Source organism: Geodermatophilus sp. CPCC 206100, assembly GCF_048569675.1.
Classification (GTDB): Bacteria; Actinomycetota; Actinomycetes; order Mycobacteriales; family Geodermatophilaceae; genus Geodermatophilus.
Genome location: NZ_JAQISV010000023.1, coordinates 64,537 through 83,934, shown reverse-complemented (window position 1 = coordinate 83,934; position 19,398 = coordinate 64,537). Strand labels below are relative to the sequence as shown.

The following is a 19,398-nucleotide window of genomic DNA, read 5'->3' as shown; positions in this document are numbered from 1 at the left end:
CCCGGCGGGTCACCGGCGACCGGCGGCGTCCGCCGCCTCCTCGACCAGCCGGAGGACCCGCTGGGGGACGTCGGCGATCGCGCTGTGCCCGGCGAGGGGCAGGACGCGGAACCGCGCGCCCGGGACCAGGACCCGCAGCCATGCCGCCTGGCTGAGGACGAGAACGTCGGAGGTGCCCTGCGCGATGCGGACCGGGCACGTCACGCTCCCGTAGTCCACGGTGACCTCGGGCAGGACGGCGGAGCGGAGCAGCCGCCAGAAGGCCGGCGCCTCCGCGAACCCGCGGACCAGGTCCACCGCCTCCGCGGCCGGTGTCCGCCACCCCCGTGACCGCAGCACCCAGGGCTGCGGTGCGGAGGACGGCCGGGCGCAGCAGCGGGTCGGCGATCGGGGCCAGGGCGCGGAAACCGAGCCGGGCGGCGGCCAGCAGCGCGACCTGGCACGCCCGCTCCGGCGGGGTCAGCGGCCCGGTCGGGGCGATGGCGACCACCGACCGGGCCCGCTGCCGGCGGGCCAGCTCCAGACCGATGCGGCCGCCCAGGGAGACGCCCAGCACGTGCGGCACCGCGACCCCGCGCCGGTCGAGCTCCTGCTCGACGGCGTCGGTCAGCGCGCCGACGTCCGGCCGGACCGCGGCCGGCAGGGCCGGCGAGCGACCCTGGCCGGGGAGGTCGACGGCCAGCACGTCGAAGCGCCGGGCGAGCTGGGGCAGGACCGCCCGGAACTCCGCCACGGTGCTCCCCAGCCCGGGGAGCAGCAGCAGCGCGGGGCCGCTGCCCTCGCGGTGCACGGACAGCGCGGGAGCACCCGTCGACCCCTCCACCCGGTCGATTGAACGTGACCCCGCACGGTCGCGCCGGTCGAGCCCGGGTCGGGGCGCTGCCGGCGGAGCTGCCCGTGCCGCCCGGAGTCCTGCCCCGCCCGGGCGCACCCGGCAGACTCGGCCCATGACCAGGGTCGGCTTGGTGCTGGGCGCCGGGGGCGTCGTCGGTCAGGCGTACCACGCGGGCGTCCTGGCGGTCCTGCAGCACGACTTCGGCTTCGACGCGCGCACCGCGGACATGGTCGTCGGCACCTCGGCCGGCTCGATCACCGGCACGCTCCTGCGGCTCGGTGTCTCGGCCGAGGACCTCGCCGCCTGGACGGTGAAGGCCCCGCTGTCCGGCGACGAGGACGTGCTCCGCCAGATGGCCGACACCCCCGTGCCCGAGCTGGCCCCCTTCAACCCGCTGCACCTGCTGCGCCGCCCGCTGCGCGTGCCGGGACGGCACATGGTGCAGCGGGCGCTGACCCGGCCGTGGCAGTTCCGGCCACTGGCCGCGGGCATGGCCCTGGTGGCGCCCGGGCGGCACGACATCGTCGAACAGCTCGCCGCCCTCCGCGAGCTGGAGCAGCCGGGCTGGCCCCAGCCACCGCTGTGGATCTGCGCGGTCCGCCGGCGCGACGGGCGTCGCGTCGTGTTCGGCCGGCCCGGTGGGCCCGAGGCGCCGATCCACCTGGCGGTCGCGGCGTCCTGCGCGGTGCCCGGGTACTTCGCCCCCGTCGGCATCGACGGGCACGCCTACGTCGACGGGGGCGTGCACTCACCGACCAACGCCGCGATCCTCCGCGACCAGGGACTGGACCTGGTCGTCGTCGTCTCGCCGATGAGCGGTCCGGCCGGAACCCGGCCCGACATCTACGCCGCGTCCCGCCGGCACTCGGCCCGCCTGCTCCGGCGTGAGGTGCGGGCGCTGCGGGCGACGGGCGTCGAGACCCTGGTCTTCACCCCGGGAGCGGCCGAGCAGCGGGTGATGGGCAACGACATGATGAGCCGGCAGCGGCTGAACGAGGTCCTCCAGCAGTCCTTCCTCGCGGCCGGCGCCCGCGCGGCGTCACCGGCGGTCGCGCCGCTCGTCCGGCGGGCCGCGGAGGCGGGGGGCCGCTGATCGCGCCGGAGCCCCGTCCGGTCAGCGGCGGATCTCCACCAGCAGGACCCACACGGTCGCCAGCCCACCGAGGAAGGCCGCGACCATCGCGGGCACGACCCAGTACAGGCCGCCGCCCGCCCCGGCGAGCAGGCTGGTCCCACCGCCCACCAGCGAGGCCGGGACCGCCAGGCTCGGACCGAGCCGGATGAGCAGCCAGCTCAGCGGCGGCTCGAGGTCCCCCCGGTTGGCGGGCCGGTTGACCCGCAGCAGCCCGGTCCCGGCGACGACCCCCGTGGCGATGAGCTCCACCCCCAGCGCCGACGGCGACTGCCCCGGCACCAGCAGCAGGACGCCGACCACCAACGGGACGACGAAGAGCAGCATCGTGCAGAGCGCCCGTGCGGCCAGCGCACCGGTCGCCAGGATCTGCTCGATGTTGATCGAGACGGCGACGAACAGCAGTCCGGTCAGCGCGGCGGAGGCCCCGACGACCGCCACGGAGAAGTCCGACCACGACCCGGCCAGGTAGCCGCTCATGGCGGGCCATCCTGCACGTCCCGCGCCCGGCCGCGGGCCTCCCCGGCGCCGGGCTGCCGGGGGAGGTCCCCGGGAGGACAGTGAGCCCGATGGACGTCGAGGCGAGGGGCGCGGAGCTCGGCGCGGGCCCCGGCGCGCCGGAGGGACTGTCCCAGCGGGAGGCCGAGGCCCGGCACCGGCGCGGGGAGGGCAACGTCGCCGTCAGCCGGTCCTCGCGCGGCTACGGGCAGATCCTGCGCACCAACGTCTTCTCGTTCTTCAACCTGATCCTGTTCACCATCGGCGTCGCGCTGCTGGCGCTGGGCCGGGTCAACGACGCGGTGGTCAGCGTCGGGCTCGGCCTGGTGAACGCGGCGATCAGCGCCGTGCAGGAGATCCGGGCCAAGCGCAAGCTCGACCGGTTGCAGCTGCTCTCCCGCGGCCGCGTCACCGTGGTCCGCGACGGCCGGGACGTCGAGGTGCTCCCCGAGGAGGTGGTCCGCGGGGACGTGCTGCACGTGCGCCCCGGCGACCAGGTCGTCGTCGACGGCCCGGTGCTCGCCGGCGGCCGCATCGAGGCCGACGAGTCCCTGCTCACCGGCGAGTCCGATCCGCAGCCGAAGGAGGCCGGGGACGACCTGCTGTCCGGCAGCTTCTGCGTCGCCGGCGAGGGCCGGCAGCTGGCCCGGGACGTCGGCGCCGCCAGCTACGCCAGCCGGCTGACCGCCGACGCCCGCCGCGGGTCCACGGACGCCACCCCGCTGCAGCGGCGGATCGGTTTCGTGGTCCGGCTGGTCATCTGCCTGGTGGTCCTGATGAGCGGCGCCATCCTGCTGCAGGCCGCGCTGGAGGGCCTCTCCCTCGTGCGGGTCGTGCAGACCACCGCGGTGCTCTCCGGCCTGGTGCCCTACGGGCTGTTCCTGCTGGTGGCGGTGGCCTACTCCGTCGGTGCGGCGAAGAGCGCCGGCCAGGGTGCACTGGTCCAACAGGTGAACGCGGTGGAGTCGATGAGCAACGTCGACGTGGTCTGCACCGACAAGACCGGCACCCTGACCACCGGCCGGCTGAGCCTGGCCGAGCTGGTGCCGCTCGGCCCCTCGGCCGACGACGTCGGGCGGCTGGTCGGCTCGCTGGCGCGCAGCGCGGCGGCGCCCAACCTGACCACCACCGCGCTGGCCGGCGCGCTCCCCGGGGAGCCCTGGCAGGTGCGGGAGGAGATCCCGTTCTCCTCGTCCCTGCGGTGGAGCGCGCTGCGCACCGACGAGGGCGTCGTCGTGCTCGGTGCTCCCGACGCCCTGGCGCCGCACCTGTCCGGCGAGCCCCTCGCCGGCGTCGTGGGCGAGCGGACGGCGCAGGGGCTGCGGGTGCTCATCGTCGCCCGCGCGCTCGACCCCCGGGCTTCGCTGCGGAACGGCGGACGGCCGCGGCTGCCCGCGCTCGAGCCGCTGGCCGTGGTGGCCCTCGCCGACGAGCTCCGGCCGCAGGTGCGCGAGACGATCGAGGCGTTCCGTGCCGACGGGGTCGCGGTCAAGGTGGTCTCCGGCGACGACCCCCACACGGTCGCCGCGCTCGCCCGGCAGGCGGGGCTGGACGGCGGGGCTCCGGTGGCCGGCGCCGACCTCGACGACCTCGGTGACCCGGAGCTGGACGCGCTCGTCGACCGGACCACCGTGTTCGGCCGCGTCGCGCCGGAGCAGAAGGAACGGCTGGTCGCCGCGCTGCGCCGGCAGGGCCGCTACGTCGCGATGCTCGGCGACGGGGTCAACGACGCCCGCGCGCTCAAGGCCGCCCACGTCGGCGTCGCCATGCGCAGCGGCAGCGCCGTCACCCGCGACGTGGCCGACATCGTGCTGACCGACGACTCCCTGGCCGCCCTGGTGCCGGCCCGGCACGAGGGCCGCCGCATCATCGGCGGCATCGCGACCTCCATGCAGGTCTTCCTCGCCCGCGTGGGGACCCAGGGACTGGTGATCCTCGCCGTCACCATGCTGGGCCTGGGCTTCCCGTACTCGCCGGCCCAGGTCGGGCTGACCCTGCTCACCGTCGGCGTCCCGACCCTGTTCCTGACCCTGTGGGCGCGCCCGGTCGCACCGGACCAGGACCTGCTCGGCACGCTCGGCCGGTTCGTCGTCCCGGCCGCCCTGCTCACCGCAGCCGGAGGCGTCGGCCTCTACGCCTACCACTACACGTTCCTCAGCGAGGGCCTGAGCGGGCCCGACGTCCCCGACGGCGTGCTGGCCGCCTTCGAGAGCTACACCGGGCTCTCCTCCGACGACGTCGGCTTCCCCGAGGCCGCCGCCACCATCGGGGCCCAGACGGCGCTGTCCACGTTCGTGTCGTACGCCGCCTTCCTGCTCATCCTGTTCCTCAAGCCCCCACACCGGCTCTTCGCGTCCTGGACCGGCCCCGACGGGGACCGGCGGCCGGCCCTGCTGGTCGTCGCGCTCGTCGCCGTGTTCACCGCCGGGCTGTTCCTCCCCGCGTTCACCACCTACTTCGGGCTCACCGACGCCGCCGACCCGGTCGTCATGACCGTGCTGCCGGCGCTGGTGCTGTGGTTCCTCTGCCTGACCGCGGCCTACCGCTTCCGGCTGCTCGACCGGGCGCTCGGGCTGCGGCAGCTCCAGGAGCCGTCCGCGCACTGACCGGCCGCGGCCGCCGCACGTGACCGGTGACGCAGCGCTGCGGAGGCCCTAGCCTGGGTCGGCGCTGCGAACCGGAGCGGGGATCCGCCGGGGGGCCGAGGGCTCCGGAGCCGTGTGGTGCGCCCGTGGTGCGCCGAGGTACCCGACCCGCCCGCAGCCGGCGCCGAGCGCATCCGGCCGATCCGCACCCGAGAGGTGCCCATGGCGACCGCCCCCGTCGACGACCTCCAGCGCGACTACGGCAGCAAGCTGACCGCGGTCGAGCCCGGAGGTGCCGAGCCCATCCCGCTCTCCGAGCGGCACGGCAAGCCGCACCAGCAGGCGTGGATATGGACCTCGCCGAACATGGAGTTCGCGACCGTGTTCGTCGGCGTCCTCGCCGTCCTGGTCTTCGGCCTGTCCTTCTGGACCGCCGTCGCCGCGATCGTCCTGGGCAACGCACTCGGGGCCCTCTTCCACGGCGTCCTCACCTCGTGGGGGCCACCGAGCGGCCTGGGGCAGATGGCCCTGGGGCGCAAGGCGTTCGGGTTCCGGGGCAACCTGCTGCCGGCGGGCCTCAACGCCTTCCTCGGCGGCCTGGGCTGGCTGGCGGTCAACAGCATCAGCGGCGCGCTGGCCTTCTCGACGCTGACCGGGCTGAGCCCCTACCTGTGCCTGGTCCTGGCGATGATCATCACCCTCGGCATCGCCTTCTTCGGGCACAACGTGGTCCAGCTGTTCGAGCGGTTCACCTTCCCGATCCTCACGGTCATCTTCGCCGCGGGCATCGTCGTCGTCCTGACCGAGACCCGTCCGGACGTCGTGGGCGAGCCGGTCCCCGGGGCCTTCTGGATCATCGCCAGCTCGGCCTTCGGGCTCACCGGCGGCTGGTGCACCTGCGGGGCGGACTACGCGCGCTACCTGCGGCCCGAGCAGCACGCCCGCGCCGGGCTCTTCGCCGCGCTCGGCAACTTCACGTCCGCGACGGTGCTGCAGATCGCGGGGGCGGCCGCGGTGACCGCGGTCGGGATCCGGGAGTGGAACGACGAGGACCCGGTCGCCTCCTACGTCTCGCTGATGCCCGGCTGGCTCGGCGAGGTGACCCTCTTCGGCGTCTTCGTCGGCGCCCTGTCGGCCAACTCGCTGAACCTCTACTCCAGCTCGCTGTCCCTGGCCGCCATGGGCATCAAGCTGCCCACCGCGTTCGGGCGGGCGATCATCGCCCTGGTCATGGGCCTGCTGGCCCTCGGCATCGGGATGCTGGTCCTGCGCGACGTCAACGGGTTCAGCAACTTCCTGCTCATCGTGTCCTACTGGACCGCGCCCTGGATCGGGGTGGTCCTCGCCGACCGGCTGCTGGCGCCCCGCCCGGCCGACGACCTGGGCCCCTACACGGACCGGCACTACCGGAACTGGGCCGGGCCGGTGGCGATGGTGGTCGCCGCGGTCACGTCGGTCGCGCTGTTCAGCAACCAGGCCGCGTACGTCGGGCCGGTGCCGCGCGCGTTCCCCGGCGTCGGCGACCTCACCCTCGCGGCGGGCCTGGTGCTGGCGTTCGTCCTCTACGCGCTGCTGCGGCCGCGCGCCGCGCGGCACCGGCCGGCCCCCGCGCCGATCCCGCGGCAGCGCGACGCGGCCACCGCCGAGCAGGCGCCTGACCCGGCGGCCGCCCCCGCTCCCCGGCCCCGTCGCGACTGAGCCGCGGCACGGTCGACCGGACCAGGCGGCCCCACGACGCTCGAGGAGACCCGCATGACCGCACCCACCGAGCAGGCGACGACCTCGGCGGCCCCGATCGACGAGGCGGAGGTGCAGGCTCTCGACGCCTGGTGGCGGGCGGCCAACTACCTCTCGGTCGGGCAGATCTACCTGATGGGCAACCCGCTGCTGCGGGAGCCGCTGCGCCCGGAGCACGTCAAGCCGCGGCTGCTGGGGCACTGGGGCACGACGCCGGGGCTGAACCTCGTCTACGCGCACCTCAACCGGGTCATCGCCGCGCGGGGGCTGGAGGCGATGTACGTGATGGGCCCCGGGCACGGGGGGCCCGGACCGGTCGCGGCGGCCTGGCTGGAGGGCACCTACAGCGAGGTGTACTCCGAGGTCTCGCAGGACGAGGCCGGGATGCGGCGGCTGTTCACCCAGTTCTCCTTCCCCGGCGGGATCCCCAGCCACGTCGCGCCGGAGACGCCCGGGTCGATCCACGAGGGCGGGGAACTGGGCTACGCGCTGTCGCACGCGTACGGCGCCGCCTTCGACAACCCGGGCCTGGTCGTCGCCGCGGTGGTCGGGGACGGCGAGGCGGAGACCGGGCCGCTGGCCACGAGCTGGCACTCCACCAAGTTCGTCGACCCCGCCCGGGACGGTGCGGTCCTCCCGATCCTGCACCTCAACGGCTACAAGATCGCCAACCCGACGGTGCTGGCCCGCATCGGGCGCGACGAGCTCGACGACCTCCTGCGCGGGTACGGGCACGAGCCGCACGTCGTCGAGGGCTCCGACCCGGCGCAGATGCACCGGGACCTCGCCGCCGCGCTGGACCGCTGCCTGGACCGGATCGCCGCCATCCAGCGCCGCGCCCGGGTGGACGGCGTCGTCGAGCGGCCGCGCTGGCCGATGATCGTGCTGCGCTCGCCCAAGGGCTGGACCGGTCCGGCCGAGGTCGACGGCCTGCAGGTCGAGGGGTCGTGGCGCTCCCACCAGGTGCCGTTCAGCAACGCCCGCGACGACGGCGGGCACCGGCGGGTCCTCGAGACGTGGCTGCGCAGCTACCGGCCCGAGGAGCTCTTCGACGCCGACGGGGCGCCGGTGCCCGCCGTCCGGGACCTGCACCCGGCGGGCGACCGGCGGATGAGCGCGAGCCCGCACGCCAACGGCGGCGCGCTGCTCCAGCCGCTGCGCATGCCCGACTTCCGCGACTCCGCCGTCGAGGTGACCGAGCCCGGGACCGGCGCGGTGGAGGCCACCCGCGTGCTCGGCACCTTCCTGCGCGAGGTCGTGCGCCACAACCCGAGCACCTTCCGCGTGTTCGCGCCGGACGAGAACAACTCCAACCGGCTGGGTGCCGTCCTCGAGGTCACCGACCGGGCGTGGATGGCCGAGCGCCTCCCCGGCGACGACCACCTGGCCCCGGACGGCCGGGTCATGGAGATCCTGTCCGAGCACACCTGCCAGGGGTGGCTGGAGGGCTACCTGCTCACCGGCCGGCACGGGTTCTTCTCCTGCTACGAGGCGTTCATCCACATCGTCGACTCGATGGTCAACCAGCACGCCAAGTGGCTGAAGACCACCAACGGCATCCCGTGGCGGCAACCGGTCGCCTCGCTGAACTACCTGCTCACCTCGCACGTCTGGCGGCAGGACCACAACGGGTTCTCCCACCAGGACCCGGGGTTCATCGACCACGTGGTGAACAAGAAGGCCGACGTCATCCGCGTCTACCTGCCGCCGGACGCGAACACGTTGCTGTCGGTCGCCGACCACTGCCTGCGCAGCCGGCAGTACGTCAACGTCATCGTCGCGGGCAAGCAGCCGGCGCTGCAGTACCTCGACATGCCGTCGGCGGTGGTGCACGCCACCAAGGGCATCGGCATCTGGACCTGGGCCAGCACCGACGCCGGCGCCGAACCCGACGTCGTCATGGCCTGCGCGGGCGACGTCCCCACCATGGAGACCCTCGCCGCCGTGGAGCTCCTCCGCGGGTGGTTCCCGGACCTGCGGATCCGGGTGGTCAACGTCGTCGACCTCATGCGCCTGCAGGACGAGCGGCAGCACCCGCACGGGCTGTCCGACGCGGCGTTCGACTCGCTGTTCACCACGGACCGGCCGGTGGTCTTCGCCTACCACGGCTACCCGTGGCTGATCCACCGGCTGACCTACCGGCGGACCAACCACCACAACCTCCACGTCCGCGGCTACGTCGAGGAGGGGACGACGACCACGCCGTTCGACATCTGCGTGATGAACCGGATCGACCGGTTCGACCTGGCGATCGCCGCCATCGACCTGATCCCGCGGCTGCGGGCGACCGCGGCGCACGCCCGCGAGGCGCTGGTGGGCAAGCTGATCGAGCACCGGCAGTACGTGCGCACCCACGGCATCGACCTGCCCGAGATCCGCGACTGGCAGTGGTCCGGGGCCGGGGGCCCGGTCACCCGCGCGCCCGGGCCGCTCGTGGAGCCGGAGTCGGCGTGAGGCTGCTGGTCGTCAACGCCGGCTCCAGCAGCCTCAAGCTCTCGCTGCTGCCGGACGACGGCGAGCCGGCCGCGGCCACGACCGTCGAGCGCTGGCAGGGCGCCGGCCACCTCGAGCCGCTGGCGGAGTTCCTCGGGCGCTGCGGTCCGGTCGACGCCGTCGGGCACCGCGTGGTGCACGGCGGACCCCGGCACACCGCACCGGCGCCGGTCGACGACCTGCTGGTGGCCTACCTGTACTCGATCAGCCACCTGGCGCCGCTGCACCAGCCCCGCGCGCTCGCGGGCATCCGCGCGGTCCGCGACCTGCTCGGGGACGTCCCGGCCGTCGCCTGCTTCGACACCGCCTTCCACGCCACGCTGCCGCCCGCCGCGCGGACCTACGCGGTGCCCCGGGAGTGGAACGCGCGGTGGGGGCTACGCCGCTACGGCTTCCACGGGCTCTCCCACGCGCACGCCGTCCGGCGCGGTGCCGAGCTGCTCGGGCGACCCCCGGAGGACCTGCGCATCGTCACCTGCCACCTGGGGGCCGGCGCCTCCCTCGCCGCGGTCCGGCAGGGCCGGTCGGTGGACACCACGATGGGGTTCACCCCGCTGGCCGGGCTGGTGATGAACACCCGCCCCGGCACGCTCGACCCGGGGCTGCTGCTGTGGCTGCTCGAGCACGGGGAGGTGCCCCGCGAGGAGCTGGCCGACGTCCTCGAGCACGACGCCGGGCTCAGGGGCCTCTCGGGCACCTCCGGAGACCTGCGCGAGGTCCTGGCCGGCCGGGACTCCGGCGACCCCGCCTGCGCCCTGGCCCTCGACGTCTACCTGCACCGCCTGGTCCGGGAGGCGGCGGCCATGACGGCCGCGACGTCCGGGCTGGACCTGCTGGTGCTCACCGGGGGAGTGGGGGAGCACGCCTGGCAGGTCCGCGAGGCCCTGGGCGCCGGTCTGGCGCACCTCGGCGTGGCTCTCGATCCGGCGGCCAACCGGGCAGCCACCGGCGACGCCGAGATCAGCGCGCCCGGCTCGGCGGCGCGCACCGTGGTGGTGACCGCGCGGGAGGACCGGGAGATCCGTCGTCAGGTGCTGGCGGCGCTGCCCGGAACGGCGGGCTGAGCGTCGCCCGGTGTGCGGGCGGCGCCAGGGCGGGTAGGGACCGGGCGGTGCTGTTCCCCGCGCGGCGGGGTCCACCCGCTCGGGAGGAGTCCAGATGGTGGGCCTCGGCGCCTCGACGCTGCCCTCGCTCGATCCGTCGGTGTGGACGCCGCGCTACGAGCGGGCCGCCGTCCGCACGGGGATCGTGCACCTCGGCGTCGGCGGGTTCCACCGCTCGCACCAGGCGATGTACCTGGACCGGCTGCTGGAGGCGGGCCAGGCGCAGGACTGGGGCATCTGCGGGGTCGGCGTCCTGCCCTCCGACCGCCGGATGCAGGAGGTCATGCGGGCGCAGGACTGCCTCTACACCCTCGTCGTCAAGCACCCCGACGGGTTCCTCGACGCCCGGGTCGTCGGCTCGGTCGTGGAGTACCTGTTCGCGCCGGAGGACCCCGACGCGGTCGTCGAGAAGATGGCGGCGGAGCAGACCCGGATCGTGTCGCTCACCGTGACCGAGGGCGGCTACAACGCCTCGGCGGTCACCGGGGAGTTCGACGCGGCGGCGCCGGACGTGGTCGCCGACCTGCGGCCCGGCGCCGCGCCGCGGACGACGTTCGGGCTGGTCACCGAGGCGCTGGTCCGCCGCCGCCGGCGCGGGCTGCCGCCGTTCACCGTGGTGTCCTGTGACAACATCCCCGGCAACGGGGACCTGGCCCGGCGCAGCTTCGCCGCCTTCGCCGCCCTCCGGGACCCCGCACTGGGCGAGTGGGTGGCCGCGGAGGTGGCGTTCCCGAACTCGATGGTCGACCGGATCACGCCGTCGACCACCGAGGCCGACCGGGCCGAGGTCAGCCGCCGGTTCGGCGTCGAGGACCTCTGGCCGGTGGTCTGCGAGCCCTACACCCAGTGGGTCCTGGAGGACTCCTTCCCCGCGGGGCGCCCGCCGCTCGAGGACGTCGGGGTGCAGATGGTGGCCGACGTCGCCCCCTACGAGCTGATGAAGCTGCGGCTGCTCAACGCCGGCCACCAGGTCCTCGGCCACCTCGGCCGGCTGGCCGGCCACGAGTACGTGCACGAGGCCTGCCAGGACCCCCTCTTCCGCGAGTTCCTCCTCGGGTACCTCGACGAGGAGGCGACGCCGACCCTCGCGCCGGTCCCGGGTGTGGACCTGCGGCGGTACAAGGCGGACCTGATCGGGCGCTTCGCCAACCCCCACGTCGGCGACACCCTGGCCCGGGTGTGCGAGAACGCCTCCGACCGCATCCCGCAGTTCCTCCTGCCGGTGCTCCGCGCCAACCTGGCGGCCGGGCGGGAGATCCGCCGGTCGGTGGCCGTGCTGGCCGGCTGGGCGCGGTCGGCGGAGGGCACCGACGACGGGGGGTCCCCGGTGGAGCTGGTCGACCCGCGCGGCGCGGAGCTGGCCGAGCGCGCGCGGGTCCAGGCGGCGGAGCCGCTGGCCTTCCTGGCCGACCGGGACGTGTTCGGGGACCTGGTCGACGACGACCGCGTCACCACCCGGTACCGGGCGGTCCTCGACTCCCTGCACCGGCACGGCACCCGCGCGACGGTGGCGGCCCTGCTGAGCGGACGCCGGGACGGCGGGGCCGGTCAGCCGGCCGCGACCTCGGCCGGCTCCTGAGTCGGCGTCCGCGCCCGGCGCCGGTCGCCCGGCATGAGCAGGACCCCGGCCAGCATGACCACGGCCAGCATCACCGTCCCCAGGAACACGAGGTGCACCGCCGTGGTGAGCGCCTCGGGCGTCACCCGGTCGCCCTCCACGCCCGCCCGGCCGAGGCTGGCGTTGACGATCGCGCCGAAGACGGCGACCCCGACCGCGCTGCCGGCGGAGCGGAAGAACATGTTCAGGCCGGTGACGACGCCGCGCTCCTGCCACTGGACCGCGGCCTGTGCGGCGATGAGCGTCGGCGCCGCGGTGAAGCCCATACCGAGGCCGATCACGAAGGCGAGAGCCCCGACGGTGAGGACGCTCGAGGACTCGTCGAGCAGGAGCAGCAGCGCCGCGCCGACGACGATGACGGCGGCGCCGACGAGCGCGGTGTACCGGATGCCGATGCGGAGGTAGACCCGGCCGGACAGCGCGGCCGACACCGGCCACCCGATGGTGAGGGCCGCCAGCGCGAACCCGGCGACCAGCGGGCCGGTGCCCAGCGCGTCCTGGGCGAACGTCGGCACGTACGTGGTCAGGCCGAGCAGGACGGCGCCGACGCAGGCCGCGACGATGTTGGTGGTCACGAGCAGCCGGCGCCGCAGCAGCCGCAGCGGGACGACGGGATCGGCCGCCCGGCGCTCGATCATGACGAACACCGCGAGCAGGACGGCGCCGGAACCGAGGACGGCGATGCTCGGCAGCGAGCCCCACGCCCAGGCCTGGCCGCCCTCGAGCAGGCCCAGGATCAGCAGCGTCAGCGCGACGGTGAGCGTCGCGGCACCCGCGTGGTCGATCCGCGGACGGCGCCGGTCGACGCGCTCGGAGAACCGCAGCCCGATCGCGGCCGCGGCGACCAGGCAGAGCGGGATGTTGACGAAGAAGATCCACCGCCAGCTGACGTACTCGGCGAAGACCCCGCCGAGCGTCGGGCCGACCACCGAGGAGATGGCCCAGACGCTGCCCAGGTAGCCCTGGATCTTCGCCCGCTCCTCGAGCGTGTACAGGTCGCCGGCGATCGTCATCGACATCGGCTGGATCGCCCCGGCGCCCAGCCCCTGCACCGCCCGGAACGCGATGAGCGCGCCCATGCTCCACGCCAGACCGCAGAGGACCGAGCCGACGAGGAACAGGCCGATGCCCAGCAGCATCACCGGCTTGCGCCCGAAGACGTCGGCCAGCTTCCCGTAGACCGGCACGGTCACCGCCTGCGCGAGCAGGTACACCGAGAACAGCCACGGGAACTCGGCGAACCCGCCGAGGCTGCCCACGATGGACGGGACGGCCGTGGCGATGATCGTCGCGTCGATCGCCACCAGCGCCGTGGACAGCATGATCCCGATGAGGACCGGGCCACGCTCGGAACGGAAACCGACACCCGACGACGCTGCCGCCTGCCCTCCGCTCACTGGTCCCAGGTTAGCGGCCGGGCCGGTCGCCGCCTGCCGGGATCAGGGCCGGGCAGCCGGGTGCGGCAGGGGCCGTCCGTGGGCCCGGCACGTCGCTGGGCCGGGTCCACGGACGGCTGCCTTCCACCGCGGAACTCACTGCCCCGTGCGCCAGCCCGCCTGGTACGAGGCGCGCGCCACCGAGGAGTAGGGGGTCGGGCTGACGACCACCCGTACCTCCGTCTGCTCGTGCGGCTCCACGTTGGTCTTGCCGGACCCCCCGTCGGGCTCGCCCCAGATCAGGGTGAGCTCGGCGCCCTCGGGCACGTCGGCGTCGATGGTCCCCATCGAGAGCACCCGCCGCTCGTTCGCGGTGTACGCCACGTTGTTCAGCCCCAGGCCCACCTGGCGGCCGGCGGAGTCGACGACGCGGTCGTAGCCCGAGTACCCGTAGTTGGCGAGGGGCAGGTCGAGGAACTTGTACTGGGGGCCGTCGACGTCGACGATCGAGCCGAGGATGCGGACGACGTCCTCGGCGTTCCACTCCAGGGTCACCTTGCGGCGCTGGGCCGCGGGGTCGATCTGCTCGAGCGCGTCCCGGCCGATGAAGTCGTGGTCGAACTTGACGAACGACCCGTACCCGAGCTCCCACGGGTTGAGGTAGTAGCCCTCGACCGACGAGGGGACGTAACTGCCGGCGACGGACATGGTCGCCTCGTAGCTGTCGGCGGGCAGCCACTCGCGGTAGGCGCGCAGCTGCTCGCCGGTGAAGATCGCCGGCAGCGGGGCGGGGATCCAGCCGGACTCCACGGCGTTCGTCGGGTAGGCCCGGGCGCCGACCGGCACGATGCCGAACTCGGCACCCGCCTCGAGGATCGTGTCGCGCACCTGGTGGTAGGAGTCGTAGGGCCCCCACAGCTCCAGCCCGGGCGAGCCGGCCATGCCGTGCCGCAGGGTGCGGACCCGCACCCCCGCGATGGTCATCCAGTCCATGCTGAAGAACCGCAGCTGCTCGAGCGAGGCCCCGTTGAGCTTCTCGATGACGTCCCAGGCGCGCGGCCCCTGGATCTGGAAGCGCCAGTACTCGCGGGTCACCGCGCGACCGAGGGGGTAGGCCGGCGAGCGCCGGTCGATCTGCAGGTCGACGTCGTACCCGCCGGTGGCCGCCTGGAACTGCAGCCAGTTCGCCGAGGGGGCGCGGCCGACGAAGACGAACTCGTCCTCGGTCTCCCGGTGCATGATCCCGTCGCCGATGACGTGGCCGCTGGGGGAGACGGGGATGTACTGCTTGGCGCGGTCGACGTCGAAGTTCTTCATCGTCGTGATCGCCGTGTCCGACACGAGCCGGTGGGCGTCGGCGCCGCGGATGATGAGGTTGTCCATGTGGTGCGACTGGTCGTACAGGACGACGGACTCACGCCACGCGCGCTGCTCCGTGCGGAAGTTCCAGAACTCCGGCGCCACGACCGGGTAGACGTAGTTCCCGATCGGCGAGTTGCGCAGCCGCTCGACGATGTCGCCGGACGCGTCCAGCGCTTCCTGCAGGTTCTGGTGCGTCATGTGGTGTTCCTCCTCGGTGAGTCGGCGGATCCCGTCCGGCAGATCCCGATGGGCCCGCCGGTCGCGGTCGGGACGCGGATCGCACGCCGGCCGGCCCGCGTCGAACGGGTGGCGTGCGCCGGGTGGTCGGTCGTCCCGCCGGGGCCGTCGCCGTCGGCCGGTCGCCGTCCCGCTGCCGGTGTCGCCGCCTCGCGACGATGCGCGGGGAGGCGGACGGTCCCTGTGGATACTGGGCCGAGTGTCGAGCACCCCGGAGCCGGGGGTCAACGACGGCGTCCTGCTGAGCGGGACGGAGGGCGGAGGGTGGAGGCGATGGCGGGCAACGCCAACGAGCCGGGACGGGCGACCTCCAGCCGACTGCTCGCGATCCTCGAGTCGTTCACGCCGCGGGATCCGGTCCTGACCCTCGCCGAGATCGCCGCGCGCACCGGCCTGCCGAAGAGCACCGCGCACCGGCTGCTCGGCGAGCTCGTCGAGTGGGGCGGCGTCGAGCGGACGGCCGACGCCCGCTACCAGGTGGGGCTGCGGGTGTGGAAGCTGGGCCTGCTCGCGCAGTCGCCGAAGGTCCTGGGCGAGATCGCGCACCCGATCATGGAGGACCTCCATCGCGCCAGCGCGGAGAACGTGCAGCTCGCGATCCTCGACCGGGGAGCCGCGCTCGTCGTCGAGCGCATCCGCGGCAGCGACTCCGTGCACACCTTCACGCGGATCGGCGCGCGCCTGCCGCTGCACGCCACCGCCGTCGGCAAGGTCCTCGCCGCGTACTCGCCGGAGGCGGAACGGGAGCTGCTGGACCGCCCGCTGCCGGCCTTCACGCCGCACACGATCACCGACCCGAAGCGGCTGAGGTCGGCACTGGCGCGCACGCGGGCGCAGGGCATCGCGTACGTCTTCGAGGAGATGTCGGCCGACGCGGTGTCGGTCGCCTGCCCGATCGTGGACGGCACGGGCGAGGTGCGGGCGGCGGTCTCCATCGTGTTCCGGTCGACGGTGCCGAACCCCTACCGGTTCGCGGCCGCCCTGCGCACGGCCGCCTACGGGATCGGCCGGAGCCTCGGCTCGTTCAACTGAGCGGGACGGCTCGCTGGGCGCGGCCGGTGATCGTTGTTACGTTGCCCGGCGCCAGGCGGCGCTGAGGAGGCACCCGATGACCACGGACCCCGAACGGGACGAACGCGAGATCAGGCGAGTGGTGGAGCAGTGGGCGCTCTACCGGGACGCCGCTGACTGGGAGCGCTTCGCGGAGGTGTGGGCCGAGGACGGCTTCATGACCGCGACCTGGTTCCAGGGCTCGGCCACCGACTTCATCGGCATCTCCCGGACCGGCTTCGAGAACGGCGTCCGGATCCTGCACTTCCTCGGCGGCTCGGCGGTCGACGTCGCGGGCGACCGCGCGGTCGCCCAGACGAAGATGACCATCTCGCAGCGGGCGCTGGTCCACGACGTCGAGGTGGACGTCGTGTGCACCGGCCGGTTCTACGACTTCTTCCGGCGGGACGCGGGGGGCTGGAAGGTCGTGCGGCGGCAGCCGATCTACGAGAAGGACCGCATGGACCCGGTCGCGCCCGACGCGACCCTCTCGCTCGACCGGACGGTCCTCGAGTCCTTCCCGGAGGGCTACCGGCACCTCGCGTACCTGCAGAGCCAGATCGGCTACACGATCCACCCCGCGCTCCCCGGACTCGTGGGGCCGGAGGTCGAGCTCCTCTACCGGGAGGGTCGCGAGTGGCTCGCGGGCTCCGCGGAGCCGGGCCGCGCCCTCGCCCTCTGACGTCCCGTCGCCCCCCATCCACCCATCGCCGAACCTGCCCACACGTTCCCGGTACAGAGCAGTCCTGGAGGACAAGTGCGTCGTACGTTGATCAGCCTCACCCTCGCCACGTCGGTCGTGCTGACCGCCTGCGGAGGCGGGGACGAGGAGTCCGGCACCGCCGCCGAGGGCGGCTCGGCGGACTCGGGAGAACCGACCACCGTGCGCGTGGGCACGATCCCGATCGTGGACGTCGCCGCCCTCTACCTCGGGCAGGAGCAGGGCATCTTCGAGGAGCACGGTCTCGTGGTGGAGCCCTTCCTCGCCCAGGGCGGTGCGGCCATCGTGCCCGCGGTGGTCAACGGTGAGGCCCAGTTCGGCTTCATCAACGTCACCAGCCTGCTGCAGGCCGAGGGGCGCGGTGTCCCGCTCGGCCTGCTGGCGGCGGGGTCGGGTGCGACGGGCAACGCGGAGGACGACTTCGCCGCGGTGGTCGTGGCTCCCGGCAGCCCGGTCCAGTCCGCTGCGGACCTCGCCGGCACGCGGATCGCGATCAACTCGATCAACAACATCAGCGACACGGTGGTGCGGGAGACCGTCCGCAAGGCCGGCGGCGACCCGTCGGGCATCGAGTTCGTCGAGATCCCGTTCCCGGACATGCCGGCCGCGGTGAGCACCGGCCAGGTGGACGCCGCCTTCGCCGTGGAGCCGTTCGCGACCGTGGGGGAGAGCCAGGGCCTGCGGGTCGTGGCCTCGCCCTACACCGAGACCGACGACGACCTCACCGTCGCCGGGTGGTTCACCTCCGACCAGTACGCCGCGGAGAACCCCGAGGTCGTCCAGCAGTTCACCGACGCCATGACCGAGGCGCAGGCGTACGCGCAGGACAACCCCGACCAGGTGCGGGAGGTCCTCGGGGCCTACACCCAGATCGCGCCGGAGATCGCCCAGCAGCTGACGCTGCCGACCTACCAGTCGGAGATCAACCGCGAGTCGGTGGAGCTGCTGCTCGAGCTGGGTGAGCAGGACGGGATCATCGAGGGCGACGTGCAGCTCGACAACATCTTCGTCGAGAACTGACCCCGATCCACCGCGGAGCCCCGCGCCCCTCCCATCCGGGAGCGGTGCGGGGCTCCGTTCTGCCGCGCCTCAGCCGTTGCTGTAGACCCGCACCGGCTCGACGAGCACGGCGGTGCGTCGCTGCTCGGCCATGGTGCGGTCGTACTCGTCCCAGTCGTCGTGCCGGCCGCCGGCCGCGGTGAAGACCGCGCGCAGCAGCAGGCGCAGCTGATCGGCGTCGGCCGGCCACGGCGGGGAGTCGTCGGGTCCGGCGAGCTCGGCGCGGCCCTCGACCGTCGCCCACTGCCACCCGTGCCGGACGGTCAGGGCGACCTGCGGGCGCGCGCGCAGGTTGGTCAGCTTCACCGGGCCGTAGGTCACGAAGGCCACGACCTCCCGCCCGGTCGCGGGGTGGGGGAGGACCCCCGCGTTGACGACCGACGCCTGGATGGTCGAGTCGGCGCGCAGGGTGGAGACGACCGCCAGGTGGTGCTCGGCGGCGGCGAGGGCCACGAGGTCGGCGAGGCTCGTCATGCGCTCACCCTGGCACGGCCGGCTCCGCCCGCCGACGGCGTCGGAGCGCGGCTCAGCCCCGGCGGGGGGCGATCGTCCGGCCGAACAGCGCGGCCAGCGCCGCGTCGGAGGCAGCCAGGGCGGCGCGGTCGAAGGTGCTGCTGGACGCGACGAGCTCGGCGGCGCCGGTGCGGTCCAGCAGCTCGGCGAGCCGGCGCTCGACCTGGGCCGGGGTGCCGGCGATCGCCGCCGCGGCGGTCGCGTCGAGGTACTGCTGCTGGCGGGGCGTGCGGACGGCGGCCCGGACGGCGGCCACCGGCTCGAGCGCGGGGAACGTCCCGGTGGTGCGGGCCCGGGCCATCGCCTCCGCCTCCGGCAGCAGCAGGTCGGCGGCCTCCGCGGCGGTGTCGGCGACCAGCACGTCGAGGCTGATCGCCACCCGCGGTCCCGGCTGCTGCGGTGAGGGCCGGAAGGTGCGCCGGTAGCGGGCCAGCGCTTCGAGCCCGGGCTCCGGGTCCCCGGCCACCCCCAGCAGCGGGCCGCCGACGAGAACCGGCAGACCCAGCGCGGCCGCGACCTCCAGGCCGCGGCCGGTGGCCAGCACGTGCAGCGGCACCGGGCCGGCCGGCTGCGGGTGGAGGGTGATCTCCGCCGTCCCCGTCAGGAACGCGCGCACCTCGGCGAGGTCGGCGGGGAAGTCCCGGTCGGTCTCCCGCAGCGCCCGGCGCACCGGCGCGGTGAAGGCGGGGGAGCGGCCCAGCCCCAGGTCGACCCGGCCGGGCGCGAACGCGGTCAGCGCGGCGAACTGCTCCGCGACCACGAGCGGCTGGTGGTGCGGCAGCATCACGCCGGCCGAGCCGAGCCGGATGGCCGTCGTCCGGCCGGCGACGGCGGCCAGCAGCACCGCGGGGGCGGCGCCGGCGACCCCGGGCACGCCGTGGTGCTCGGCGACCCAGAACCGGTCGAAGCCCAGCTGCTCGGCGCGGACCGCGCGGGCGAGGGAGGCGCGCAGCGCCGCGGCGTCGGGCTCGCCGGCGCGGGTGCGGGACCGGTCCAGCAGGGAGAGCCGCAGCGCCGGGTCGACCACGGCAGCTGCAGCGTCGCCGGGCCGGGAGCTGTTCCGGCGGGATCGGTCCGGG

Annotated in this window: 15 protein-coding genes and 1 pseudogene; 9 read left to right on the top strand and 7 right to left on the bottom strand. The window is 74.5% G+C overall.

Going from position 1 to position 19,398, the window contains the following annotated elements; genetic code table 11:
- Positions 1-9: 9 nt before the first annotated feature.
- Entirely contained in the window at positions 10-297 is a 288-nt protein-coding gene (locus PGN05_RS13260) for an alpha/beta fold hydrolase (RefSeq protein WP_419753052.1), read from the bottom strand.
- Positions 293-949: pseudogene (locus PGN05_RS13255) on the bottom strand (alpha/beta fold hydrolase); the annotation flags it as partial. The gene PGN05_RS13260 and the pseudogene PGN05_RS13255, both read right to left, overlap by 5 nt.
- On the opposite strand from PGN05_RS13255, the gene PGN05_RS13250 reads away from it, so the two are divergent.
- Positions 948-1,928 carry a patatin-like phospholipase family protein gene (locus PGN05_RS13250; RefSeq protein ID WP_419753020.1) on the top strand — a complete coding sequence of 327 codons (981 nt, stop codon included), beginning with the start codon at positions 948-950 and terminating at the stop codon, positions 1,926-1,928. The pseudogene PGN05_RS13255 and the gene PGN05_RS13250 overlap by 2 nt on opposite strands.
- A gap of 21 nt (positions 1,929-1,949) precedes the next feature.
- Here PGN05_RS13250 and PGN05_RS13245 read toward each other — a convergent pair whose 3' ends face one another.
- On the bottom strand, positions 1,950-2,447 hold the full coding sequence (locus PGN05_RS13245; RefSeq protein ID WP_419753019.1) for a hypothetical protein: 498 nt from the start codon (positions 2,445-2,447) through the stop codon (positions 1,950-1,952).
- A gap of 89 nt (positions 2,448-2,536) precedes the next feature.
- Here PGN05_RS13245 and PGN05_RS13240 point away from each other — a divergent pair, with 89 nt between their 5' ends.
- The 5 genes from PGN05_RS13240 (at position 2,537) to PGN05_RS13220 (ending at position 11,962) form a co-directional block, all read left to right on the top strand.
- A complete protein-coding gene (locus PGN05_RS13240) occupies positions 2,537-5,071 on the top strand; it encodes an HAD-IC family P-type ATPase (protein WP_419753018.1) in 2,535 nt (844 codons plus the stop codon).
- Between the two features lie 201 nt (positions 5,072-5,272).
- Positions 5,273-6,748 (top strand): purine-cytosine permease family protein, encoded by a 1,476-nt coding sequence (locus tag PGN05_RS13235; protein WP_419753017.1) that lies wholly within the window; start codon positions 5,273-5,275, stop codon positions 6,746-6,748.
- Positions 6,749-6,802: 54 nt separating this feature from the next.
- Complete coding sequence (locus tag PGN05_RS13230; protein WP_419753016.1) at positions 6,803-9,241, top strand: phosphoketolase; 2,439 nt, start codon at positions 6,803-6,805, stop codon at positions 9,239-9,241.
- Positions 9,238-10,344, top strand: coding sequence for an acetate/propionate family kinase (locus tag PGN05_RS13225; RefSeq protein ID WP_419753015.1), 1,107 nt, complete (start codon positions 9,238-9,240; stop codon positions 10,342-10,344). The genes PGN05_RS13230 and PGN05_RS13225 overlap by 4 nt, the downstream gene beginning before the upstream one ends.
- Positions 10,345-10,438: 94 nt before the next feature.
- A complete protein-coding gene (locus tag PGN05_RS13220; protein ID WP_419753014.1) occupies positions 10,439-11,962 on the top strand; it encodes a mannitol dehydrogenase family protein in 1,524 nt (507 codons plus the stop codon).
- Here the strand turns inward: PGN05_RS13220 and PGN05_RS13215 are convergent.
- Positions 11,932-13,398 carry an MDR family MFS transporter gene (locus tag PGN05_RS13215; RefSeq protein ID WP_419753013.1) on the bottom strand — a complete coding sequence of 489 codons (1,467 nt, stop codon included), beginning with the start codon at positions 13,396-13,398 and terminating at the stop codon, positions 11,932-11,934. The genes PGN05_RS13220 and PGN05_RS13215 overlap by 31 nt on opposite strands.
- 135 nt (positions 13,399-13,533) lie before the next feature.
- Positions 13,534-14,937: a vanillate/3-O-methylgallate O-demethylase gene (ligM, locus tag PGN05_RS13210; RefSeq protein ID WP_419753012.1), complete on the bottom strand. Its 1,404-nt coding sequence runs from the start codon at positions 14,935-14,937 to the stop codon at positions 13,534-13,536.
- A gap of 312 nt (positions 14,938-15,249) precedes the next feature.
- Here ligM and PGN05_RS13205 point away from each other — a divergent pair, with 312 nt between their 5' ends.
- From PGN05_RS13205 to PGN05_RS13195, 3 genes are all read left to right on the top strand, one after another.
- On the top strand, positions 15,250-16,008 hold the full coding sequence (locus PGN05_RS13205) for an IclR family transcriptional regulator (RefSeq protein WP_419753011.1): 759 nt from the start codon (positions 15,250-15,252) through the stop codon (positions 16,006-16,008).
- A gap of 76 nt (positions 16,009-16,084) precedes the next feature.
- Positions 16,085-16,708, top strand: a complete 624-nt coding sequence (locus PGN05_RS13200; RefSeq protein ID WP_419753010.1) for a nuclear transport factor 2 family protein — start codon at positions 16,085-16,087, stop codon at positions 16,706-16,708.
- A gap of 75 nt (positions 16,709-16,783) precedes the next feature.
- Complete coding sequence (locus tag PGN05_RS13195; protein WP_419753009.1) at positions 16,784-17,767, top strand: ABC transporter substrate-binding protein; 984 nt, start codon at positions 16,784-16,786, stop codon at positions 17,765-17,767.
- Positions 17,768-17,836: 69 nt separating this feature from the next.
- On the opposite strand, the gene PGN05_RS13190 is transcribed toward PGN05_RS13195, so the two are convergent.
- Entirely contained in the window at positions 17,837-18,280 is a 444-nt protein-coding gene (locus tag PGN05_RS13190) for a TIGR03618 family F420-dependent PPOX class oxidoreductase (RefSeq protein ID WP_419753008.1), read from the bottom strand.
- Positions 18,281-18,332: 52 nt separating this feature from the next.
- Complete coding sequence (locus PGN05_RS13185; RefSeq protein ID WP_419753007.1) at positions 18,333-19,346, bottom strand: MsnO8 family LLM class oxidoreductase; 1,014 nt, start codon at positions 19,344-19,346, stop codon at positions 18,333-18,335.
- Between the last annotated feature and the right edge of the window lie 52 nt (positions 19,347-19,398).